The 23,902-nt window shown below is 54.0% G+C and carries 23 protein-coding genes; 2 read left to right on the plus strand and 21 right to left on the minus strand.

All coding sequences use genetic code 11. From position 1 onward, the window contains the following. Positions 1-129: 129 nt before the first annotated feature. From P2W74_RS14070 to yceD, 13 genes are all read right to left on the minus strand, one after another. Positions 130-927, minus strand: a complete 798-nt coding sequence (locus tag P2W74_RS14070; protein ID WP_276292090.1) for a metal-dependent hydrolase — start codon at positions 925-927, stop codon at positions 130-132. A gap of 10 nt (positions 928-937) precedes the next feature. Continuing rightward, positions 938-1,942, minus strand: a complete 1,005-nt coding sequence (holB, locus tag P2W74_RS14075) for a DNA polymerase III subunit delta' (RefSeq protein WP_276292091.1) — start codon at positions 1,940-1,942, stop codon at positions 938-940. After that, on the minus strand, positions 1,939-2,580 hold the full coding sequence (gene tmk, locus P2W74_RS14080; protein ID WP_276292092.1) for a dTMP kinase: 642 nt from the start codon (positions 2,578-2,580) through the stop codon (positions 1,939-1,941). The genes holB and tmk overlap by 4 nt, the downstream gene beginning before the upstream one ends. Then, complete coding sequence (gene yceG, locus P2W74_RS14085; RefSeq protein WP_276292093.1) at positions 2,570-3,592, minus strand: cell division protein YceG; 1,023 nt, start codon at positions 3,590-3,592, stop codon at positions 2,570-2,572. Before yceG ends, tmk begins: the two co-directional genes overlap by 11 nt. A 2-nt stretch (positions 3,593-3,594) precedes the next feature. Then, the gene (pabC, locus tag P2W74_RS14090; RefSeq protein ID WP_276292094.1) at positions 3,595-4,404 is read right to left on the minus strand and encodes an aminodeoxychorismate lyase; all 810 of its coding nucleotides are present in this window, start codon (positions 4,402-4,404) and stop codon (positions 3,595-3,597) included. A 162-nt stretch (positions 4,405-4,566) separates the two neighbouring features. Then, a complete protein-coding gene (gene fabF, locus P2W74_RS14095; protein ID WP_276292095.1) occupies positions 4,567-5,808 on the minus strand; it encodes a beta-ketoacyl-ACP synthase II in 1,242 nt (413 codons plus the stop codon). Between the two features lie 90 nt (positions 5,809-5,898). Continuing rightward, the gene (gene acpP / locus P2W74_RS14100) at positions 5,899-6,135 is read right to left on the minus strand and encodes an acyl carrier protein (RefSeq protein ID WP_000103754.1); all 237 of its coding nucleotides are present in this window, start codon (positions 6,133-6,135) and stop codon (positions 5,899-5,901) included. A gap of 154 nt (positions 6,136-6,289) precedes the next feature. Continuing rightward, entirely contained in the window at positions 6,290-7,024 is a 735-nt protein-coding gene (fabG, locus tag P2W74_RS14105; RefSeq protein ID WP_276292096.1) for a 3-oxoacyl-ACP reductase FabG, read from the minus strand. Positions 7,025-7,036: 12 nt separating this feature from the next. After that, a complete protein-coding gene (gene fabD, locus P2W74_RS14110; protein WP_276292097.1) occupies positions 7,037-7,966 on the minus strand; it encodes an ACP S-malonyltransferase in 930 nt (309 codons plus the stop codon). Positions 7,967-7,981: 15 nt separating this feature from the next. Further along, positions 7,982-8,947 carry a beta-ketoacyl-ACP synthase III gene (locus P2W74_RS14115; RefSeq protein ID WP_192611886.1) on the minus strand — a complete coding sequence of 322 codons (966 nt, stop codon included), beginning with the start codon at positions 8,945-8,947 and terminating at the stop codon, positions 7,982-7,984. Positions 8,948-9,023: 76 nt separating this feature from the next. After that, positions 9,024-10,103 carry a phosphate acyltransferase PlsX gene (plsX, locus tag P2W74_RS14120; RefSeq protein WP_276292098.1) on the minus strand — a complete coding sequence of 360 codons (1,080 nt, stop codon included), beginning with the start codon at positions 10,101-10,103 and terminating at the stop codon, positions 9,024-9,026. 201 nt (positions 10,104-10,304) lie between these two features. Continuing rightward, on the minus strand, positions 10,305-10,478 hold the full coding sequence (rpmF, locus tag P2W74_RS14125) for a 50S ribosomal protein L32 (RefSeq protein ID WP_000290724.1): 174 nt from the start codon (positions 10,476-10,478) through the stop codon (positions 10,305-10,307). A 16-nt stretch (positions 10,479-10,494) separates the two neighbouring features. Next, positions 10,495-11,016 carry a 23S rRNA accumulation protein YceD gene (gene yceD, locus P2W74_RS14130; RefSeq protein ID WP_192611884.1) on the minus strand — a complete coding sequence of 174 codons (522 nt, stop codon included), beginning with the start codon at positions 11,014-11,016 and terminating at the stop codon, positions 10,495-10,497. 197 nt (positions 11,017-11,213) lie between these two features. On the opposite strand from yceD, the gene P2W74_RS14135 reads away from it, so the two are divergent. Then, on the plus strand, positions 11,214-11,798 hold the full coding sequence (locus P2W74_RS14135; protein ID WP_192611883.1) for a Maf family protein: 585 nt from the start codon (positions 11,214-11,216) through the stop codon (positions 11,796-11,798). A gap of 80 nt (positions 11,799-11,878) precedes the next feature. Here P2W74_RS14135 and rluC read toward each other — a convergent pair whose 3' ends face one another. Then, positions 11,879-12,832, minus strand: a complete 954-nt coding sequence (gene rluC / locus P2W74_RS14140) for a 23S rRNA pseudouridine(955/2504/2580) synthase RluC (RefSeq protein WP_276295195.1) — start codon at positions 12,830-12,832, stop codon at positions 11,879-11,881. A 571-nt stretch (positions 12,833-13,403) separates the two neighbouring features. Between rluC and rne the strand changes: the two genes are divergently transcribed. Beyond that, positions 13,404-16,631 carry a ribonuclease E gene (rne, locus tag P2W74_RS14145; protein ID WP_276292099.1) on the plus strand — a complete coding sequence of 1,076 codons (3,228 nt, stop codon included), beginning with the start codon at positions 13,404-13,406 and terminating at the stop codon, positions 16,629-16,631. Positions 16,632-16,856: 225 nt separating this feature from the next. Here the strand turns inward: rne and flgL are convergent, their stop codons facing one another. The 7 genes from flgL to P2W74_RS14180 all read right to left on the minus strand — a co-directional run bounded on the left by flgL (position 16,857) and on the right by P2W74_RS14180 (position 23,901). After that, a complete protein-coding gene (gene flgL, locus P2W74_RS14150) occupies positions 16,857-17,810 on the minus strand; it encodes a flagellar hook-associated protein FlgL (RefSeq protein WP_276292100.1) in 954 nt (317 codons plus the stop codon). Between the two features lie 15 nt (positions 17,811-17,825). After that, positions 17,826-19,469, minus strand: a complete 1,644-nt coding sequence (flgK, locus tag P2W74_RS14155) for a flagellar hook-associated protein FlgK (RefSeq protein ID WP_276292101.1) — start codon at positions 19,467-19,469, stop codon at positions 17,826-17,828. A 64-nt stretch (positions 19,470-19,533) separates the two neighbouring features. Further along, positions 19,534-20,484 carry a flagellar assembly peptidoglycan hydrolase FlgJ gene (gene flgJ / locus P2W74_RS14160; protein WP_276292102.1) on the minus strand — a complete coding sequence of 317 codons (951 nt, stop codon included), beginning with the start codon at positions 20,482-20,484 and terminating at the stop codon, positions 19,534-19,536. Next, on the minus strand, positions 20,484-21,581 hold the full coding sequence (locus tag P2W74_RS14165; protein ID WP_203358170.1) for a flagellar basal body P-ring protein FlgI: 1,098 nt from the start codon (positions 21,579-21,581) through the stop codon (positions 20,484-20,486). Before P2W74_RS14165 ends, flgJ begins: the two co-directional genes overlap by 1 nt. 12 nt (positions 21,582-21,593) lie before the next feature. Then, entirely contained in the window at positions 21,594-22,292 is a 699-nt protein-coding gene (gene flgH / locus P2W74_RS14170; protein WP_162378992.1) for a flagellar basal body L-ring protein FlgH, read from the minus strand. 57 nt (positions 22,293-22,349) lie between these two features. Continuing rightward, positions 22,350-23,132, minus strand: a complete 783-nt coding sequence (gene flgG, locus P2W74_RS14175) for a flagellar basal-body rod protein FlgG (protein WP_162378993.1) — start codon at positions 23,130-23,132, stop codon at positions 22,350-22,352. Positions 23,133-23,145: 13 nt separating this feature from the next. Further along, the gene (locus tag P2W74_RS14180) at positions 23,146-23,901 is read right to left on the minus strand and encodes a flagellar basal body rod protein FlgF (protein ID WP_203358171.1); all 756 of its coding nucleotides are present in this window, start codon (positions 23,899-23,901) and stop codon (positions 23,146-23,148) included. Position 23,902 lies beyond the last annotated feature (1 nt).

Raw genomic sequence — 23,902 nt, forward strand, 5'->3', positions numbered from 1 at the left:
CCGTGTCAATATCGTCAAATACTGTCGATACACGTATCTGAATGTTTCAAACTGACCATTCACCGCCCATTTTATGGCGGTGAACTCTACGCGTTTTGCGTATTAATTACGAGCTTAAAAAAAACTCTGCTAGCGAATGGATTGCAGGCGAGAAGCGTCGATATGGAACAGGCGGGAGAAGTTATCGGTGGTTACCTGCGCCAGTTCTTCAACGGCAACACCTTTCAAAACAGCCATATACTCTGCAACATCACGAACCATAGCGGGCTGGTTCTCTTTCCCACGATGCGGCACCGGAGCAAGATATGGCGAATCCGTTTCCACTAACAGACGATCCAGCGGTACATAGCGGGCAGCGTCACGCAACTGCTCAGCATTACGAAAAGTCACGATACCGGAAAAAGAGATATAAAATCCAAGATCCAGTAACTTACCCGCCGTTTCTCTGTCCTCTGTAAAACAGTGTAGTACGCCACCGCAATCCGTCACGTTTTCCTGGCGTAAAATTGCCAGCGTGTCAGCGCGTGCATCGCGGGTATGGACAATGACCGGCTTATTAAGCTCACGGCCAATCTGGATATGATGGATGAAAGATTCCTGCTGACGCACCTTCGTTTCAGGCGTGTAGAAATAATCCAGTCCGGTCTCTCCCATCGCGACAACGCCCTCTTCAGCGGCGAAGCGACGTAGCTCTTCGACATCATACGGTTCATCCTGATTTAACGGATGCACGCCGCAGGAGAAAACCACATTTTCTCTTTGCCCAACCAACTCGCGCATTCCGCGATAACCGGGCAGCGTTGTCGCCACCGCCAGGCAAAATTTCACATCACGTGCGGCAGCTTTCGCCAGCACGTCATCCACGTCCTTATGCAGAGATTGATAATCCAGGCCATCCAAATGGCAGTGTGAGTCGACTAAAAACATAATGTCTCTCTCAAAGATGGGAAACGGGCAACACGGTGCCCGGTTGCAGATAATGTTCAATACGGAGGATGAGATCGGTGAGCACCAGTTCGCGGTTTACCCCGACCACATTGATAAGTTGCTCGCGGCAATGACAAACATCGCTGAGTATTGCCTGAATATGTGCCGCAGATATCCGTTGTGCTATCAGCGGGATCAACGTGTGTACATCCACATTGGTAAGGTACGAAGCACCGTGGCGGAACTTCAGGGCATCCATCAGCAAGGTCGCCAGCCAGTGTAGACGAGTCGTCGCCTGCTCATGATTCAGAGCGGAAAGCAATATGTACCAGTCATTAGCCTGCAGAGTACTCGCCAGCGCCTCACAGAGTGCACCGCGATGCGCCCAGCTCTCTTCCTGCAGCAGCGTCAGTGCGGCGCCAGGAGACCCTGCACTCAGACGCAGCGCCGTGAGCAACGCGTCTTGTGACGCTGTCACTTCTCGTGCGAGCCAGGAAATTGCATAGTTTTCTGCCGGGGGCGCCAGGTGGTGAAGTCGGCAGCGGCTGCGTAATGTGGCCAGCAGTCGCGCGGGTTCCCGACAGGCGAGGAAGAACCAGGTTTGAGACTGCGGCTCTTCCAGTGTCTTTAACAACGCATTGGCAGCAGCCTCTGTCAGTAACGACGCGTCGGGGATCCACACCACCTTCGCGCCGCCAAGACGTGAGCGCTCATACAGTTTCTCGCTGACTTCGCGTACGGCGTCAACCCCGAGGGTACTTTTCCCTTTTTCGGGCAACAGTGAGTAGTAATCCGGATGCGTCCCAGCCTGCATCAACTGGCAGCCCCGACAGTGTCCACAGCTTTTATGTCCTTCCGGACGCTGACACAACAGATAGCGGCTAAGGGCATAAATCAGCGCATCGTCGCCCATACCCGGCAACGCCTGAATCAGTAGCGCATGGTGACCACGACCCGACTGATAGTTTGCTACCAGTTTTTCAAAGTCCGGTCGTAACCATGGGTACCATTTCATGCGCCCTGCTCCTTCACCCAATCGGTGACGGTGGCGCGAATATCACTCATGACCTTTTCCAGCGTCTGGGTCGCATCAATCGTGCGAATGCTGGCATCCTGCGACGCCAGCTCCAGATAACGGGCGCGGGTTCGATTGAAGAAATCAAAAGACTCCTGCTCAATGCGATCCAGCTCGCCGCGCGCACGGGCGCGTTTTAATCCGACTTCTGGGGTGACATCCAGATAGAGCGTGAGATTCGGGCGAAAGTCCCCCAGCACAGCGTCACGCAGTGTCGCCAGCATGCGCTGATCGATACCACGACCGCCGCCCTGGTACGCCTGCGTGGAGAGATCGTGGCGATCGCCAATCACCCAGGTTCCCTTAGCCAGCGCAGGTTTGATCACCGTTTCCACCAGTTGCACGCGCGCGGCATAAAACATCAGCACTTCAGCGTTGTCTGTAATCACCTCATCGCCGACAGATTTGATGTCCAGCACCAGGCTTCTTAATTTTTCCGCAAGCTGCGTACCGCCCGGCTCACGGGTAAAAATCATGTCGCGGATACCCAGTTGCTCGAGCGTCTCCACCACGACATTTCGCGCCGTGGTTTTGCCCGCGCCTTCCAGGCCTTCGATGACGATGTAATTACTGCCCATTTTTTTCCTTAAGCACTTTCAGGTAGTCCTGCACTGACCGGTTATGGCCGACAAGATTGGTATTAAACGTGTGGCCGCCTTTGCCATCAGCCACAAAATAGAGATACGGCGTTTTGGCCGGGTGTGCGGCGGCCTTCAAAGACGCCTCACCGGGCATGGCAATCGGTCCGGGGGGCAACCCCGGGATAGTATAGGTGTTGTACGCGGTCGGGGTTTCCAGGTCCGCACGGGAAAGTTTGCCATTATAGCGCTCTCCCATCCCATAGATCACCGTCGGATCGGTCTGCAGACGCATGCCCGTACGAAGACGGTTGATAAACACCGATGCCACCTGGTCACGCTCGCTGGCAACCGCCGTCTCTTTTTCGATGATAGAGGCCATGGTCACCAGTTGATTCTGATCTTTATAGGGTAACCCTTCCGACCGACCTTCCCAGACGCCCTCAACGGCGTTGACCATCTTTTGGTGGGCACGCTTCAGTAACGAAATGTCGGTCGTGTTGGCGGTGTACATCCAGGTATCTGGCCAGAACCAGCCTTCCACCCACTCAGGATTCTCCAGCTTCAGCGCCTGCGCTACCGTCTCGTATTTGTCGTCGCTCAGGGTGTGCTTGATGTAAGGGGCCTCCCGCAGCTGTTTGAGATAATCACTCAGCCGCATCCCTTCAACCAGCCGCAGCGGAAACTGCGCCTCTTTTCCGCTTTCCAGCAGGATAAGCATCTCCCTTACGGTCATATCAGGCGTGAGTCGATACGTCCCCGCTTTAAAGTGCGAGAGCTCTGGCTCAATGCGTAATAACCACTGGAACACGCGGGGGCGGTTGATGACGTTATCAGCATAAAGCTGCTCCCCCAGCGCCAGGCGGCCTGTCCCGGCCTTCAGGGTAAAGACCGTCTCTTCTTTGATCAACAGCTTGCTGTCCGCCAGCTGGCGAACTTTCCACATTCCCACTCCAGCAGCAATGCCCAGCACAACCAGCAACAGAAGGAAAACGTATAACAATTTTTTCATGACTAATTCGGGTGCTCACACAGTGGGGCTAAAAAATCAAACAATGTGCGTGAAGACAACAATGTGTCGCCACAGGCGCGTACAGGAACAACAGGCATCAGGGCGTTGCAAACCACCATTTCTTCAGCCTGCATCAGTTCCTCTTCTCTGGCATTCACTTCGACAACCTCGAAAGGCGATTGTGCCAGCATACGGATACAGAATTGTCGCATAATGCCATTCACTCCGGCCTGGTCCAGACGTGGGGTATACACCCTGGTACCTATACGCCAGAACAGATTCGCGGCACAGCATTCCGTAACCCATCCCTCACTGTCAAGAACCAGCGCCTCATCCGCGTTCGTCTGCTCAAGATGAGAGCGGATCAGCACCTGCTCCAGCCTGTTCAGGTGTTTTAAGCCAGCAAGATAAGGATTTCGCCCGAGGCGAACCGGGCTTAGCGCGAGGGTGATTCCCTCACTACGCCAACGATCATAATGGGCAGGCCAGGCAGAAACAGAAACAAGCCGGGTGGCTGCCGTGCAGTTCGCCGCGCTATAACCTCTGCCGCCACTGCCACGACTGATGATCACTTTTAATACGCCACGTTCATGACCGGTTGCCAGCTGCGCCATTTCTCGCTGCAACTGATCCCATTCACTGAAAGGGATCAGGAGTCTCTCGCAGGCATTCTGTAAACGCTGTAGATGCGCGCTCAACAGGGAGACACTTCCCCCGGCGATTCGCGCCGTCGTAAAGCAGCCATCACCGAATTGTATCGCCCGGTCACTGGCGGCAAGGGTTTCCTGCTCACGGCCATTAATCAAGAACATGGTGGCTCCTTATGCATGGTCGGATAGTTTGGCAGGATGGATAACGCAGGACAAGGGAAGAAAACTGAATAAAAAAGGCCCGACAAGCGGACCTTTTTTATTTTAATCACCGAACGGCGCTTCGCTATGATCAGGCCTGCGTATTGGCTGGCCTGAATGGCATCAGATCTTTTTAAAGATCAGCGAGCCGTTGGTGCCGCCAAAGCCGAAGGAGTTACACAACGCGTACTCCATTCCGCTGACCTGACGTGCTTCGTGAGGAACGAAGTCCAGATCGCAACCTTCATCTGGATTATCCAGGTTGATGGTCGGCGGAACAGCCTGATCGCGCAGCGCCAGGATAGAGAAAATAGACTCTACCGCGCCTGCCGCGCCCAGCAAGTGGCCGGTCATGGACTTGGTGGAACTGACCATCACACGGGTCGCCGCATCGCCAAAGACTGACTTCACAGCCTGGGTTTCGGCTTTGTCGCCTGCCGGCGTCGACGTACCATGCGCATTGACATAGCCAATCTGACCCGGTTCGAGCGCGGCATCACGCAGCGCGTTGACCATCGCCAGCGCCGCGCCTGCGCCATCTTCCGGCGGTGACGTCATGTGATAAGCATCGCTGCTCATACCAAAGCCGACAACTTCAGCATAAATTTTTGCGCCACGCGCTTTCGCATGTTCGTACTCTTCCAGTACCACCATGCCTGCGCCGTCGCCCAGCACAAAGCCATCACGTTCTTTATCCCACGGGCGGCTTGCCGCTTGCGGGTTTTCATTACGTGTAGACAGCGCTCGAGCCGCGCCAAAACCACCCACGCCGAGCGGGGTACTGGCTTTTTCAGCACCACCCGCAACCATCGCGTCTGCGTCGCCGTATGCAATGATACGCGCGGCATGACCGATGTTGTGTACGCCAGACGTACAGGCTGTAGCGATAGAGATGCTTGGCCCACGCAGGCCATACATGATGGTCAGGTGACCTGCCACCATGTTAACAATCGTCGACGGGACGAAGAACGGGCTGATCTTACGCGGTCCACCGTTTACCAGTGAGGTATGGTTTTCTTCGATAAGTCCGAGACCGCCAATACCGGAGCCGATCGCGGCGCCAATACGGGTTGCGTTCTCTTCCGTCACTTCAAGGCCAGAATCCTGCATGGCCTGAGCGCCAGCGACAATTCCATATTGAATGAAGGCATCCATCTTGCGCTGTTCTTTGCGCGAGATGATGTCATCACAGTTAAAATCCTTTACTAAGCCAGCAAATTTAGTTGCATAGGCGCTAGTATCGAAATGGTCGATCAGGCTGATGCCACTCTGACCGGCAAGGAGAGCTTTCCAGGTAGACTCTACGGTATTGCCGACAGGAGACAACATGCCCAGTCCGGTCACAACTACACGACGCTTAGACACGGTTGTCCTCCAGGGAGGGAAAAAATGATTCTAGTGGGACAAAATAAAGATAAAACTCAGGCGGTCGAGTGACCGCCTGGAGATGTTCACTTACGCCTGGTGACCGTTGATGTAATCAATGGCAGCCTGAACGGTGGTGATTTTCTCAGCTTCTTCGTCCGGAATCTCAGTATCAAACTCTTCTTCCAGAGCCATTACCAGCTCAACGGTGTCAAGAGAATCTGCGCCCAGGTCTTCAACGAAGGAAGCATTGTTGGTTACTTCTTCCTGCTTAACGCCCAGCTGTTCGCCGATAATTTTCTTAACGCGTTCTTCGATAGTGCTCATACTCTTAAATTTCCTATCAAAACTCGCTTTCGCGATGGTTTTCGTAGTGTATAAAATGTTGAAAAATTTGCAACTAAATCCCGGCAGGTCTTACCACGATTTTACGTTATTTTGAGGCCATTCGCTCTAATAACGCAAATCTTTTTCATCGTGATTAAACCATGTACATTCCGCCGTTGACGTGCAAAGTCTCACCAGTGATGTAACTTGCTTCGTCAGAGGCTAAAAATGCAACCGCACTGGCGATTTCCTGAGCGCCGCCGAGGCGACCCGCAGGGACCTGCGCCAGAATACCCGCACGCTGATCATCAGACAGCGCACGCGTCATGTCCGTTTCAATAAAGCCCGGAGCAACAACGTTTACAGTAATACCACGGGACGCAATTTCACGCGCCAGTGATTTACTGAAGCCGATCAAACCCGCTTTCGCCGCAGCGTAGTTGGCCTGACCTGCATTTCCCATGGTACCAACCACAGAACCGATAGTGATAATACGACCATGACGCTTTTTCATCATAGCGCGCATTACCGCTTTTGACAGACGGAAAACAGATGACAGGTTGGTTTCGATAATATCGTTCCACTCATCATCTTTCATTCGCATCAACAGATTATCACGAGTGATACCGGCATTATTAACCAGGATATCGACTTCACCAAATTCTGCGCGAATATTTTCCAGAACAGATTCAATAGATGCAGGGTCGGTCACATTCAACATCAGACCTTTACCGTTTGCACCTAAGTAATCGCTAATGGCCTGAGCGCCACTTTCGCTGGTTGCAGTACCGATAACCTTCGCGCCACGGGCAACGAGTGTTTCAGCAATTGCGCGGCCAATGCCACGGCTTGCACCGGTAACCAGCGCGACTTTTCCTTCAAAACTCATGGTTTTCCTCTTTTATTGCTCAAGCGCCGCAGACAGCGCCGCTGGCTCATTCAGTGCCGAGGCTGTCAGGGTGTCAACAATACGTTTCGTCAGACCAGTGAGAACTTTACCTGGGCCCACTTCATAAAGGTGTGCTACACCCTGCGCGGCGATAAATTCTACGCTCTTCGTCCACTGCACCGGATTATACAGTTGGCGTACCAGTGCATCACGAATTGCATCAGCGTCAGTTTCACATTTCACATCAACGTTATTCACGACAGGTACCGTCGGCGCGTTGAAGGTGATTTTCGCTAACTCAACGGCCAGCTTATCGGCTGCGGGCTTCATCAGCGCACAGTGTGACGGTACGCTGACCGGCAACGGAAGCGCACGTTTTGCACCAGCAGCTTTACAGGCTGCACCAGCACGTTCTACAGCGTCTTTATGCCCAGCAATAACCACCTGACCCGGCGAGTTAAAGTTAACCGGTGAAACGACCTGACCTTCAGCAGACTCTTCGCACGCTTTCGCGATGGAAGCATCGTCCAGACCGATAATAGCAGACATGCCGCCAGTCCCTTCCGGTACCGCTTCCTGCATGAATTTGCCACGCAGCTCAACCAGACGCACGGCATCGGTAAAATCGATAACGCCAGCGCAGACCAACGCAGAGTATTCACCGAGGCTGTGTCCCGCCATCAGCGCTGGGGCTTTACCGCCCTGCTGCTGCCATACGCGATACAGTGCAACGGACGCCGTCAACAGTGCTGGCTGAGTTTGCCACGTTTTATTCAGTTCTTCCGCTGGACCTTGCTGCGTCAACGCCCACAGGTCATAGCCCAGCGCCGTAGAAGCTTCAGCAAACGTTTCTTCTACGATGGGGTATGCTGCAGCCATATCAGACAGCATCCCAACGGTTTGAGAACCCTGACCAGGGAACACAAAAGCAAATTGCGTCATGTTTAATTCCTTATACTAGAAACGAACCAGCGCGGAGCCCCAGGTGAATCCACCGCCGAAGGCCTCAAGCAATACCAACTGACCGGCTTTGATCCGTCCGTCACGCACGGCTTCGTCCAGCGCGCACGGTACAGATGCAGCAGAAGTATTGCCATGACGGTCAAGGGTAATGACGACTTTCTCTTCGAGATTGTCGGGATCAATCCCCAGCTTCTTCGCCGTTGCGGAAATGATGCGAAGGTTCGCCTGGTGTGGCACCAGCCAATCCAGGTCGGAGCGAGAAAGACCATTGGCTTCCAGCGTCTCATCAACGATGCGCGCCAGTTCAGTTACCGCGACTTTAAAGACTTCGTTACCCGCCATCGTCAGATGAATCGAGTTTTCCGGATTCACGCGATCGGCATTTGGCAGCGTCAACAATTCACCGTAGCGTCCGTCCGCATGCAAATGCGTCGAAATGATGCCCGGTTCCTCGGATGCGCTCAGAACAACAGCGCCAGCGCCATCACCGAAGATAATGATCGTCCCACGATCGGTCGGATCGCAGGTGCGTGCCAGGACATCAGACCCCACTACCAGCGCATGCTTTACTGAACCCGATTTTACATACTGGTCGGCAACGCTTAAGGCATAGGTAAAACCAGCACACGCCGCCGCAACGTCAAACGCCGGACAACCTTTAATGCCCAGCATGTTCTGAATCTGGCAAGCGGCACTTGGGAATGCGTGTGTTGAAGATGTGGTCGCAACCACGATCAAACCAATTTGTTCTTTATCGATGCCAGCCATTTCAAGCGCGCGGTTTGCGGCAGTGAAGCCCATCGTCGCGACTGTTTCATTTGGCCCAGCAATATGGCGTTCACGGATACCTGTACGAGCGACGATCCACTCATCAGATGTCTCTACCATTTTTTCCAAATCGGCGTTAGTACGCACTTGTTCAGGCAGATAGCTGCCAGTACCAATAATCTTCGTATACATGTACGCTCAGTCACTTTTCGGTTATATACCACCACGAACAAACTGCTGGTGCGTTAACAGCGAGCCGGCCACATCATCAGTTGTGTGTCCGCGAATTCCCGCTTTTGCCACCATCCAGCAATTCGAATCCGGCTGGGTATACAGATTCCAGGCGAGCGGCAATTCGCTGAGGAACTTGTCGCTGCACCGCCTGCACTGCCTGTTCAATCGCGACCGCAAATGCTCGCTGATTGGCCGCACCATGACTTTTGATCACCGTGCCACGCAATCCTAACAGACAGGCGCCATTATACTGGTCGGGGTTGAGGTGACTGAATCGCCTCGTCAGGCTTTTTTGTAACCAACGTTTTAATAACAGCAGCCACCACGACCGTTTTTTACCCTCACCCTGAGATTTCAGCAGTGAAAGGAACATTCTGACAACACCTTCCATTGTCTTTAATGTGACATTACCTGTAAATCCATCACATACCAGGACATCGGTTTTCCCCGTCAATAACTCATTGGCTTCAAGATAGCCGATGTAATTGATGGAAGGGATTGTTTTTAGCACCACTGAGGCATCCCGAATACTGTCGAGACCCTTGGTTTCTTCTTCGCCGATGTTAAGTAATGCCACACGAGGGTTGGTGATGCCAACCACCTCCTCCGCCAAAACGGAGCCCATAATGGCAAACTGTACTAACATCGTGCTGTCGCAATCCACGTTGGCGCCAAGATCCAGCACCACCGTTTTGCCCTTTTGCTGATGCGGTAAAACCGTCACCAACGCCGGACGCTCAATCCCCTCAAGAGGCTTGAGCAATAATTTCGCCAGTCCCATCAGCGCGCCCGTATTACCGGCGCTCACACAGGCCTCAGCTCGACCTTCTTTCACCAGCTCCAGGGCCACACGCATAGAGCTCCCGCGACTGGCGCGGATCGCTTGCGAAGGCCGGGCATCACTGGCAATAACTGACTGTGCAGGGATAATCTGCAGACGCGAACGTTGTTCAAAGTCAGCTTTGGCAAGTAATGGCGTGATTGTATCGGGATTCCCGACTAAAAGAAGTGTGAGTTGCGAATTAGAATTCAGTGCCTGCAGTGCTGCAGGCACTGTCACGGAAGGGCCAAAATCGCCCCCCATGACATCTAACGCCAGGGTTAGACGTGTCAAGGTATCGTCGCCGCCCGGTTTGGTGTTTCCCCGCTCGCACGGGGAAATCCTCACTAAGCTTCATCACGCTTGTACTCTTCGGCGTTCACACCGCAGGCACACTGACCGCGCTTATTCACCCCAGGGCATAGTGACCTGTGCTTTGGGGATTCTCTCGCTTGCCGGTTTCCTGAAACGCGAAATCCTTCGAGTAACGCGTGATTACTTAGCGATTACCTTGCGACCGCGGTAGAAACCGTCGGCAGTGATGTGGTGACGCAGGTGTTTCTCACCAGAAGTTTTGTCTACAGACAGGCTGGTGACTGCGGTCAGAGCGTCATGAGAACGACGCATGCCACGTTTGGAACGGGTTGGTTTATTCTGTTGTACGGCCATGGACCTTACTCCTCAATTACTTACGCTTTAAGCTGGCTAATACGGCAAATGGGTTTGGTTTTTGCACTTCAACAGGCAATTCACCAAAGACCATGTCCGCCTCGGACACTTCACAGTGTTCAGAATCATGCACCGGAACTACCGGCAAGGAGAGGATAATTTCATCTTCTACCATTGCAAGCAGATCGATTTCACCGAATTCGTTAACCTCAATCGGCTCATACGCTTCCGGGAGTGCTTCAGCTTGTTCGTCAGAACGGACAGGACTGAAACAATACGTTGTGTGTACATGGTGTGGAAACGGCTTCCCGCAACGCTGGCATTCGAGCGTTACCGAGACCTTCGCATCACCCGTAATGACGGCGAGACGTTGGTTATCGATAGCGAACGACATGGAGCATTCCACATCACTGTCCACACTGACTACAGAATCGGCGACGCGCTCTGCCAGATCGGAAGGAAAGATACCTTCGTAATCGAGGCGTTTTTGAGCCGTACGAACCGGATCAAGAGTCAGGGGTAATTTTACCTTTTGCATAGGGCGCGCATATTAACTTTGTAACGTCATATAGTCAAAGAAAAAGGCAACGTGCGGTTGCCTTTTGCCAATAATTCGCACACATTGCGAGTCACAGACTTAAAATCAATCAGGACAAGCCGCTGTGGCACGCTTGAACGTCCCGGCGCCTAGTTTAAAATGGCTCACATCATTACGCTATATCTGGGGAAAAAAATATGCCGCAACTGATTCTCGCCTCAACGTCACCCTGGCGTCGCGCGTTGCTCGAAAAGCTGTGTATCCCCTTCGAATGCGCAGCGCCAGAGGTCGACGAAACACCGATGCCAGGCGAAGCGCCGCGACATTTAGTATTGCGTCTGGCGCAGGAAAAAGCACAATCCCTCGCCCATCGCTTCCCAAATCATCTGATCATTGGTTCCGACCAAATTTGCGTTCTGGACGGCGAAATTACCGGTAAGCCGCTAACCGAAGAAAAAGCGCGGCAACAATTAGCGAAAGCCAGCGGGAATATTGTGACGTTTTATACCGGACTTGCGCTTTATCATTCCGCGACCGGGCACTTGCAAACAGAAGTCGAGCCATTTGATGTCCATTTCCGTCATCTGAGTGAAACGGAAATTGAGGACTATGTCCGCAAAGAACGCCCATTACACTGCGCGGGGAGCTTTAAAAGCGAAGGACTCGGCATCGCGCTTTTCGAACGCTTAGAGGGACGAGACCCGAATACACTCATTGGGCTACCGTTGATTGCGCTGTGTCAGATGCTACGCCGGGAAGAGATGAACCCGCTGAAAGCCTAGTGGGACTGCCTGATGGCGACGCTAAGCGTCTTATCAGGCCTACAACGGATTACCCCGTAGGCCTGATAAGCAAAGCACCGTCAGCCTTTGTTACGCAATACCTGAAGACAATGCTTCAGTTGGTTATCCATCGGCGCTTCGATACGTAACACTTCTCCGGTGCCGGGGTGGGTAAACTTCAGTGCTGCAGCATGGAGAAAGAGTCGTGATAACCCTGTTCCCGCCAGCTGTTTATCAAACTCACGATCGCCATAACGATCGTCAAATGCGATAGGATGCCCGGCATATTGGGTGTGAACACGAATCTGATGGGTTCTTCCAGTCACCGGGCTACAACGTACCAGCGTGGCGAACGCGTAGCGTTCTTCCACTTTGAAACGTGTCTCCGACGGCTTACCTTCCTGGTTTACCCGAACAATGCGCTCACCGCTTTGCAGAATATTCTTTAATAAAGGTGCCTGGACCGTTTTGACGTGCGACTGCCACTGACCGCGCACCAGCGCCAGGTAATCTTTTTGCATCCCCTTTTCGCGCAACTGTTCATGCAGCGAACGCAAAGCAGACCGTTTTTTCGCCACCAGCAATACGCCGGAGGTGTCACGGTCAAGGCGGTGCACCAGTTCCAGGAAACGCGCTTCTGGTCTCAGCGCGCGTAAACCTTCAATCACACCAAAACTCAGACCACTTCCGCCATGCACAGCCGTACCGGAAGGTTTGTTCAGCACCAGAATATGCTCATCCTCATAGAGAATGACATCTGCCAATGCCGCCACTTTTTGCAGATGTGGCGAAACCGCCTCTTCTTCGCGTTCGGCAACACGCACTGGCGGAATGCGCACCTCATCCCCGGCTTCCAGCTTATACTCGGGTTTGATGCGCTTTTTGTTCACCCGCACTTCGCCTTTACGCAAAATGCGATAAATCATACTTTTTGGCACGCCTTTAAGTTGCGTGCGTAAAAAGTTGTCGATTCGTTGCCCAGCGTCGTCTGCTGCAATGGCAATAATTTTTACGGATGGAGTCTCTGTTTTCATGGTGGGCGATTCTAAATAGCCATTGAGATTAGCGCCACTCATTTTTCTATGCTTATATTTACTTTTACGCCCGGTCACTCACCGTCCGCTTCTTCATTTTGGTGGTTATTAAACCAATCACTCTGCAGAAGTGAAAAAACTGTGAGTAACCGGGTGATAAATGGTAAAAGTCATCTTGCTATAACAAGGTTAGCAGTGGAATAATGAGGCTGTTTCCGTGTTGATACTTGCTAAAACAAGAACTTTTGCGGAATACCCCATTTTGTCTGACCGATCATCAACGCAGCAATGGCGTAAGACGTATTGATCTTTCAGGCAGTTAGCGGGCTGCGGGTTGCAGTCCTTACCGGTAGATAGGATCTTCTCTGGAGAGTAATACCCAGACTGTTCCCCTGATAATTGCGCTGTGTTTCCGTTTGAAATGCAGGCAACCGACACTCTGCGCCTCTTTAGCGAGCGACAACCGTGAGGTTGGCGACGCGAATAGTCACGAGGCCATCGGTTCACACCCGGAAAGGCGTCACCATGCCCGCAGCTTAGTCGTCAATGTAAGAATAATGAGTAAGTTACGATGAAAAGAATGTTAATCAACGCAACTCAGCAGGAAGAGTTGCGTGTCGCCCTTGTAGATGGGCAACGTCTGTACGACCTGGATATCGAAAGTCCTGGACATGAACAGAAAAAAGCAAACATCTATAAAGGCAAAATTACCCGTATTGAACCGAGTCTGGAAGCCGCTTTTGTTGATTACGGCGCTGAACGTCACGGTTTCCTCCCGTTAAAAGAAATTGCCCGCGAATATTTCCCCGCTAATTACAACGCCCATGGTCGTCCAAACATTAAAGATGTGTTGCGCGAAGGCCAGGAAGTTATTGTTCAGATCGATAAAGAAGAGCGTGGCAACAAAGGTGCCGCGCTGACCACATTTATCAGTCTGGCGGGGAGCTATCTGGTTCTGATGCCGAACAACCCGCGTGCGGGTGGCATTTCTCGTCGTATTGAAGGCGATGATCGTACCGAGCTAAAAGAAGCGCTGGCGAGCCTGGAATTGCCTGATGGCATGGGGCTCATCGTGCGTACCGCTGGCGTCGGCAAATCTGCCGAAGCGCTGCAGTGGGATCTGAGCTTCCGTCTTAAACACTGGGAAGCGATTCAGAAAGCCGCTGAAAGCCGCCCTGCGCCATTCCTGATCCACCAGGAAAGCAACGTTATCGTTCGCGCTTTCCGTGACTATTTACGTCAGGATATTGGTGAAATCCTCATCGATAATCCGAAAGTGCTCGAACTGGCGCGCCAGCACATCGCGGCCTTGGGTCGCCCGGATTTCAGCAGCAAAATTAAGCTCTACACCGGTGAAATTCCGCTGTTTAGCCACTATCAGATCGAATCGCAGATCGAATCTGCATTCCAGCGTGAAGTCCGCTTGCCTTCCGGTGGCTCCATCGTTATCGACAGCACCGAAGCGTTAACCGCTATCGATATCAACTCTGCTCGCGCCACGCGCGGCGGTGATATCGAAGAGACGGCGTTCAACACCAACCTGGAAGCGGCAGATGAAATCGCCCGTCAGTTGCGTCTGCGTGACCTCGGCGGCCTGATTGTTATCGACTTCATCGATATGACCCCGGTTCGCCACCAGCGCGCAGTTGAAAACCGTCTGCGTGAAGCGGTGCGCCAGGATCGCGCGCGTATTCAGATTAGCCATATTTCCCGCTTTGGCCTGTTGGAGATGTCCCGCCAGCGCCTGAGTCCATCTTTGGGTGAATCAAGCCATCACGTTTGCCCACGCTGTAGCGGCACCGGCACCGTTCGTGATAACGAATCGCTGTCCCTGTCTATTCTGCGTCTGATCGAAGAAGAAGCGCTGAAAGAAAACACCCAGGAAGTGCACGCAATTGTTCCTGTGCCGATCGCTTCATACCTGCTCAACGAAAAACGTAACGCGGTTAACGCGATTGAAACACGTGAGGATGGCGTTCGCTGTGTGATCGTACCAAACGATCAGATGGAAACCCCGCACTACTCCGTGCTGCGTGTACGTAAAGGCGAAGAAACGCCAACCCTGAGCTATATGCTGCCGAAACTGCATGAAGAGGCAATGGCATTACCTTCTGAAGAAGAGTACGCCGAGCGTAAACGCCCTGAGCAACCGGCGCTGGCAACTTTTGCAATGCCAGAAGTTCCGCCTGCACCAGAACCTACAGAGTCCGTTGTTAAAGCAACTGCGCCGAAAGTGGCCGCAGTTACCGCAGCCACCGCCGCTGCACAGCCGGGTCTGTTAAGCCGTTTCTTTGGCGCGTTGAAATCCATGTTCGCCGGCAGTGAAGAAGCGAAACCCGTTGAGCAAGCAGAACCCAAAGCGGAAGAGAAACCGGAACGTCAGCAGGATCGCCGCAAGCCGCGCCAGAACAATCGCCGCGATCGTAATGATCGCCGCGATAACCGCAATGAGCGTAGTGACCGTGGCGACCGTGGCGACCGTTCAGAAGGCGGTGAAAACCGCGAAGAGAACCGTCGTAACCGCCGTCAGCCTTCGCCGCAAAATGCAGAGCCTCGTGACAACCGTCAGCCGACGGGCAATGACGTTAGCGAAAAAACCAAATCCGGTGATGAGCAGCAAGCGCCGCGTCGCGATCGTAATCGTCGCCGTAGCGAAGACAAACGTCAGGCGCAGCAAGAAGTTAAAGCGCTCAACCTTGATGAACAACCGGTACAGGAAGTTGAACAGGAAGAGCGCGTTCGTCAGCCTCAACCGCGTCGTAAACAACGCCAGTTGAACCAGAAAGTGCGTTACGGTGAGAGTGCAGCGGTTGACGTCGAACTCGCTGCCACTGCAGTCGTTGAGAATGTCGCCTCCCACGCGGTAGAGCAGACCGCACCGGTTCAACGTACTGAGCTTGCGAAACTGGATCTGCCGGTTGTCGCAGATAACACTGCAGAACAGGAAGAGAACACCGATGCTCGCGACAACAACGGTATGCCGCGTCGCTCACGTCGTTCACCTCGTCACCTGCGCGTCAGCGGCCAACGTCGTCGTCGCTACCGTGACGAGCGCTACCCGGTTCAGTCACCGATGCCGTTGACTATCGCCTGTGCGTCCCCGGAAATGGCGTCTGGCAAAGTGTGGATCCGTTACCCGGTTGTTCGTCCTCAGGATGTGCAGGTTGAAGAGTTGCGTGAACAAGAGATCGTACCGGTAGTAGCCCAACCCGCCGCGATTGAGCCGCAAGCGGCTGCCGTCGAGCAGGTTGTCGAGACACCAGTTCAGACTGAAACGGTCGCTGTCGAGCCACAGCCTGTTGTTGTGGAATCCATTGTTGTGGAAACCACGCACCCGGAAGCGATCGCGACAGCCGTTGATGAACAGCCACAGGTTATCGCGCAAGCAGATGTCCCTGTTGCAGAGGAAATCATTGCTGAAGCGAACGCTGTGGAAGAGATTCAGGAAACCGTAACGACCGAATCTGTGGAAGTTGTCGCTGCACCAGACGTGGTTGCAGAGGTGGCTGAACCTGTCGTTGTGGCGGAAGAAGAACCAAAAGTCGAGGTTATTGCGCCTGTTGCCGCGGCTGAAGTCATTGAAGAGACCGCGCCTGTCGCCGTTGAATCTCTGCCAGAAAGCCATCACGCCACTGCGCCGATGACCCGTGCTCCGGCACCGGAATATGTTCCAGAAGCACCGCGTCACAGCGACTGGCAGCGTCCTGAGTTTGCCTTTGAAGGCAAAGGGGCTGCCGGTGGTCACAGTGCAACGCATCAAGCGTCAGCGCAACCAACGCGTCCTCAGCCGGTAGAATAAGCAGACAAACCGCTAAAGCCGACCTTCTGGTCGGCTTTTTTTTATCCTCAATTCGGTCACTGCCGCTATTGATGTACGTGAAACGGCAACATGCACTTTTCAGCTACGCATGACAGCCATGCACAGTTTTGTCACTACGATATTTGGGCGCAAAAAAAAGCCCGCTCCGGGGTGATGGAGCGGGCAGACAAAACATACCCGGTTTCACGGTATGTTTTAAAAAGATTAGCGGTTTAGCTGAAACAGCGACATACCCTGCATATCGGTAAATGCTTTATAAGACGCCTGTAACGCCGCCTGTTGCATCACATACGAAGAGATAGCGGCATTCCAGTCCACGTCGACCAGGTTGCTCATTTGCTGCGTCTGACCCAACGCGCGATCGCTTCCCAACGCATCCAGTGAATCAAGCTCCTTCAGTTGCGTCCCCAGCTCTGCCCGCACCGTCAGAATATTATTCAGCGAGTTTTTTAAGCCCCGGTTGGTTTTATCAATCGCCGCCGACGCTTTATCTCTTGCTATATCATCCCCCGCCACCGGCGTGTTCAGCGCGTCGATAGCGCTATCCAGCATTTTGAACAAACTGGTTTCAGAAGCGCTGCCGTCTGGCTCCGGCACAGCATTACTGGTGATTTTGTTAAAAATTTGGTCACCAGTGTGGCCAATCACCATCGTACGGGAAGCATCAACCTGTTGGGTGACACTCTCACGTCCGCCGCTGTATGCGCCGTCCGTCTGGGAAAACGGCGCGGTTTCAGTCTTATAACCGGCAAAAATATAGCGCCCATTACCATCGGTGCTGTTCGCCAGGTTCATCAGCTGATCGCGGATCCCCTGTAGATCTGTCGCCAGCGAAGCACGGTCATCGTCACTTAAGGTACCGTTGCCCGCATTGACGATTTTCTCTTGCGCACTCTGAATCGCCCGTGTCGCCTGGCTTAACACATTCTCTTCCAGCGACACTTTTTGCGTGGCAAACGAACGCGCCAGCGCGAACTGACTGTTCTGCGCCTGCGCCTGCGACAAGACAACGGCCTGCGAAGCGGCAATCGGATCATCCGACGGGTTGATGACACGCTTGCCGGTGGACATCTGCTCGCCGTACTTCATCCATTCGGCCTGGGAATTGGTGATGCCACGCATATTCTGCTGGTACATCATCTGGGTACTGATACGCATTTAAGCCCCTCTCCTTTAGCGAATGTTCATCAGCGCATCAAACATCGAACTGGCCGTTTGCAGGACTTGCGCATTCGCCAGATAGTACTGTTGATAACGTTGCAGGTTGCCATACTCTTCATCAAGATTGACGCCAGAGATCGACTGCTGCTGGTTCGTCAGTTGGGTCACCACATTGCCCTGGGTGGTGCTACTGGTTTTCAGCGTGGCGGTTTTATTCCCCACATCACTGACCAGCGTGGCGTAAGCATCGTTAAAGGTTTTATTGCCGACGGTGGCTTTGGTTTGCAGATCCAGCAGTGCCTGACCGTTGCGGTTATCACTCTGGCCGGAATCCTTAAGGCCGGACATGGCAAGTTTCGACTCATCCGTGACCATGACCTTCATGTTCACAATGGCGTCACTGACCGGCTTTAACGTAAAACTGTCATTGGCTTTCGCCCCCGGCGTTCCGCTGACCGTCACTTTCAGACCGTCAATATCCAGCTTACCGTTGGCATCGGGTTTCGCTTCGAAAGTGGTGTTATCCGCAAGACGCGTGACCTGCCACTTACTGCCGTCGTACACCACTTTATAATCCGTGGCCTGCACTTTTGTGCTGTCATCCACTTCAGCCGTTAATACCGCGTTACCGCTATTTTTGGCGTTGCCGATAACCGAGGGTTTTCCGATAGCGAAAAAGTCTTTACCGGCATCGCCGTTGGCATCAAAACCCGCTTTGTGCTGGGTATTAAATTCAGTGGCCAACGCCAACGCCAACTGGCCCAGGGTATTGCGGGTCTGGTCCAGATCCTGAGAGCGGAACGTCATCAGGCCGCCGAGCGAGCCGGTATTGAGCAGTTTCTCAGGGATTTCAATGTTTCCGGCCGCCGCATCAACATAAGCAACCGTAGTCCGCGAAGGATCGGCGCTGGATGGCACCGCTGCGAGTTGGCGTGCATTACTGCCCTGTACCAGGGTATACCCGTTTGCCATCGTCAGGTTATAGGTGCCGCCATCCTGAACGCTGACCTCAACGCCGACAATTTTGTTTAACTCGCTCACCAGCTGATCGCGCTGGTCAAGAAGGTCATTTGGCGATGCCCCCGCGCCCACGCCGGTCAGACGGGAGATCTGGTCATTCAGGCTGGCAATCTGTTTCGAATAGTTGTTGATCTGCTCAACGCTGGAAGAGATAGCCGTGTTGACCTGCTTATCCTGATCGCGCAGGTATTGATCGGTGGTCTTAAACTGGTTTACCAGCCCATTCGCTTTTCCAATCAACGCCTGACGTGCTGCGGGATCTTCCGCGTTACTGACTAACGTTTGCAGGCTGGTGAAAAAGTCCTGCATCGAGGTCGAAATTGAGCTGGTTTTACTGGAAAGCAGGTTGTCGATTTTCGACATTTGCTCAAAACGGGTGGTCAACCCGCTGCTCTGGTTTTCGGCTGCACGCAGTTGATTGGTAATAAACGCGTCATACTCGCGCTGCACGCCTGAGACATACACGCCATTGCCGACCCAACCACCCGCGCCTAACGTACTGTTCGCTTGCGACATAATGGTGGTTTGTCGGGTGTAGCCCGCAACGTTGTAACTGGCGATGTTGTTACTGGCGGTATTTAACGCAGCCTGGGCCGCGTTAAGTCCACTCATGGCGTTGTTAATCAAGCTGGACATGGAGATTCCTTTTAATCCTTCAATACAGGTTATTATCGGCAGCGGCTTGCTGGACTTGAGCTATTTAGAAGAGATTGTCGAGATTAGCGCTGTACGTTTTGTTCACTTTTTCGCTCATCGACTTCAGCTGTTGGATCATGCTGGTTAATTTGCGCGCATAGTGCGGATCGGTGGCGTAACCCGCGTTTTGCAAGGCTTGTGCGCCCTGCTCTGCACTGGATGCTGACGTCACGCCAGCGTAGCGCGGGTTACGGGTCAACAGCCCAACATAATCCGACAGCGCCTCCAGATACGAGCTGTAGACGCGGAATCTGGCTTTCACCTTTTTCGCCTCACCGTTTTCAAATTCCGTGGTGGTGATTTCCGTGGTGGGGCCCTTCCAGCTTCCCGAAGCCTTAACACCAAAAATGTTAAAGCTGGGTTCGCCGTTTTCACGGCGAATTTGCCGTTGCCCCCACCCGGATTCCAGCGCCGCCTGCGCCAGAATCAGGTGATGCGGGACGCCGCTCTGCTCGCTTGCCAGGCGTGCGGGGAGGGAAAGCTGAGCAAGAAACGTTTTGCTGTCGCCCGAGAGCGGTTCATCGTGGCTCTCGGGAATTTGCGGCATCGCTTTGCGCACCCGTTGCGTCAACGCCTGATTTTGATAGCTGGTCACCGTTTCCAGCGAGAACTTCATCGGTATCTGTGGCGCGTCATCGGCAGGCTGGGCCTGCCCTTCGGTCATTTGTTTGACCATCATCTCCGCCAACCCCAGACCTTTACCTGCCGTCATCTGTTGCGCAATTTGCTGGTCGTACATGCTGGTATACAGGCGTGTCGAATCGCTGCTAAACACGCCATCTTTCGGCAGCGCTTCACGCATGCTTTTCAACATCATCTGCACGAACATCCCCTCCACCTGGCGGGCAACCGGGCGGAGGTTCGCCGCCGGATCCTGCCCTGCTTTGGCCTTCAGATCGTTGAGCGACTGGGCATCCCAGGCCGCGCTAGCCAGCAGCTTGCTTTCTCCCATCATCAGATAATTTCCAGCTTCGCCCGTAAGCACCCTGCGCTTTGCATCGACTGCAGAATGGACATCAAATCCATCGGCGTCGCGCCTAAGGCGTTAAGCGCCCGTACCACGTTGTTCAGGTTAGCGCTGGAGCGCACGCTTTGCAGTGAACCACCGCTCTGGCGCAGGTCGATCTGCGTTTGCGGTGTGACGACCGTTTGCCCACCGCCAAACGGCGTATCCGGCTGACTGACGTTAGCCTGGCGATTGACCGTCACCGACAGGTTGCCCTGCGCGACAGCACAGCTGTCCAGCGTCACTTCGCGGTTCATCACCACGGAGCCGGTCCGCGAGTTAATCACCACTTTCGCATCCTGCGGCGTGACGTTCACTTCCATATTCTGAATATCGGCGAGGAAACGAACCTGAGAACTGTTACCGCTCGGCACCCGCACCTGGATCGTGCGCGCATCCAGTGCGGTGGCGCTGCCAAAACCCCGGGAGCGGTTGATGGTGTCGGTGATCTGCTGCGCCAGCGTGAAATCTTCATTGTTGAGCTGCAGATTAAGCGTATTACCACCGCCGAACTGACTGGGCAGTTCGCGCTCAATCACCGCGCCATTGGTAATACGCCCGCCATTCAGTTGGTTCACCTGGACGCTGCTGCCTCCGGCGGAAGCCCCGGCCCCGCCGACCAGAATATTCCCCTGCGCCAGCGCGTAGACCTGACTATCGACCCCTTTCAGCGGGGTCATTAACAGTGTTCCGCCGCGCAGACTTTTGGCGTTGCCCATTGAGGAAACCACCACATCGATGGTCTGCCCCTGGCGACCAAACGCCGGAAAACTGGCGGTAACCATTACCGCCGCCACATTTTTCAGCTGCATGTTCGTCCCGGTCGGGACGGTAATCCCCATCTGAGAGAGCATGTTATTGAGCGTTTGTGTCGTGAACGGGGTTTGCGTGGTCTGATCGCCTGTGCCGTCCAGCCCGACCACCAGTCCGTAGCCAATCAGCGAGTTTTCACGCACGCCCTGAACACTGGTCAGATCGCGGATACGATCGGCATGCGCGAAGGTCGTCGCCAGCAGCAGTACGACGCCAATAAAAGATTTAAACACTGGGAACCTCGCTTACATCGGCGACAAGTTAAGGAAGAAACGCTGCAGCCAACCCATATTCTGCGCTTCGTTTATGTAGCCGTTACCGACATACTCTATGCGTGCATCCGCAACCTGCGTTGACGGAACGCTGTTGCTGCCGCTGATCGTGCGTGGATTCACGACCCCGGAGAAGCGGATGAATTCAGTGCCCTGGTTGATGGCGATCTGTTTTTCACCCACCACATGTAAATTGCCATTCACCAGCACCTGATCGACGGTGACCGTCAGCGTGCCGCTAAAGGTGTTGCTGGCGTTCGCGCCGCCTTTGCCATTGAAAGAGTTTCCGCCGGAAGCGTCTACGTCCGCACGCGCGTTACCGAATAATCCTTCCAGATAGCGCGGAACGGTGTCGAAGCCAAAATTCGTTTTGCCATCCCGGCTGGCATTGGCTGAGGAGCTTTTGCTGGCGCTGACGTTTTCCTGCAAGACAATCGTCAACGTATCGCCAATGTTACGCGGACGTCGGTCTTCGAATAGCGGCTGATAGCCATAATTAACCGGTTGTGCAGACTGAAAGATGGAGCCATTCGCCACCTGCGTCGGGCCAGGTATTGGTTGTGCCGTCGTCGCGCCCTGCACGAGCGGCGTGGCGGGGATCCAGGCACATCCTGTCAGTGAAACCACCAGCAGGGCCATCATCGGGTATGGGTGAAGCGCGTATTTTCGCATTGCCTTCATCTTCAAAATCAGTGTGCCGGTGAGGTTTTCACCCCACCGGCCAACACGTTAGAGTTGCGTCAGTTTCTGCAGCATCTGATCGGTCGTCGACACCGCTTTACTGTTGATTTCGTAAGCGCGCTGAACCTGGATCATATTCACCAGCTCTTCCGCGACGTTCACGTTGGAGGTTTCGACATAGCCCTGATACAACAGACCCGCACCGTTCAAACCCGGCGTGCTTTCGTTTGGCGCGCCCGACGATTGCGTTTCGGTGTACAGGTTCTCGCCGATGCTCTCCAGACCGGTGTCATTCATAAAGGTGGTCAGGTTCAGCTGGCCAACCTGCACAGGTGCCGCCTGCCCCTGCTGCGTCACACTGACTACGCCATCACGTCCGATAGTGATGCTGAGTGAGTTCGCCGGGATCGTGATCGCCGGTTGTACCTGAAAACCGCCCGCCGTCACCAGTTGACCGTTTTGATCGACCTGGAATGAACCGTCACGGGTGTAGGCCGACGTGCCATCCGGCAGCATGACCTGGAAAAAGCCCTGCCCTTTGATGGCGACGTCTTTGCTGTTGTTGGTCTGAGACAAATTGCCCTGACTGTGCAGACGTTCCGTGGCGACAGGACGAACACCGGTACCAATTTGCAGGCCGGAGGGTAATGTCGTCTGCTCCGAAGACTGGGCGCCAGGCTGGCGAATCGTCTGGTAAAGCAGATCTTCAAACACCGCGCGCTGACGCTTAAACCCATTGGTGCTGACGTTTGCCAGGTTGTTGGCAATCACATCCATATTGGTTTGCTGGGCGTCGAGACCGGTTTTGGCGATCCATAATGAACTGATCATAAAATGTCCTGTATTAACTCATCGACAGCAGTTGGTTAGCGCGGCCTGCGTTGTCATCAACGCTGCTGATCACTTTCATCTGCATTTCAAAACGACGGGCGCTGGCGATCATGTCGCTCATGGCTGAGACAGCACTGACGTTACTGCCCTCCAGTACGCCAGACATGATGCGAATGGACGGATCGGCCTGCAGGGCCGGGCCACGAGTCGCCTGTGTCGCTGCGGTCAGACGGAACATGCCGTCGTCACCGCGCTGCACTTCATTGCCCATCGCTTTGACCAGTTTCAGACGTCCCACCGGCGCCACCGTGTTCGCCGGATCGCCGGGATTCAGTGCCGAGATGGTGCCATCCGCCGCGATGGTAATTTCGGAGCCTTCCGGCACGGCGATGGGACCCGCTTCGCCAATCACCGGGTGTCCCTGAATCGTCAGTTCACCGGTCGGACTCACCTGGATACTGCCGTTACGCGTATACCCTTCGCTGCCGTCGGCGGTTTGTACGGCCAGCCAGCCGTCTTGTTGCAGCGCGACATCCAGCGGTCGTGAGGTGTAATCCATCTGCCCCGGGGTCATATCGGCCCCTGGGGTAGAGGCCGTGACCAGGGTACGCGTCGGTAAAGAAAGCCCTTCAACCGGCACTGCGCGCAACGCAGTGAGCTGCGCACGAAAGCCCGGCGTTGAGGCATTGGCCAGGTTGCTGGCCGTCACCGCCTGTTGATTCAGGGTCTGACTGGCCGCCCCCATGGCGGTATAAATTGCGTGATCCATT

Source organism: Citrobacter enshiensis (assembly GCF_029338175.1).
GTDB lineage: Bacteria > Pseudomonadota > Gammaproteobacteria > Enterobacterales > Enterobacteriaceae > Citrobacter_D > Citrobacter_D enshiensis.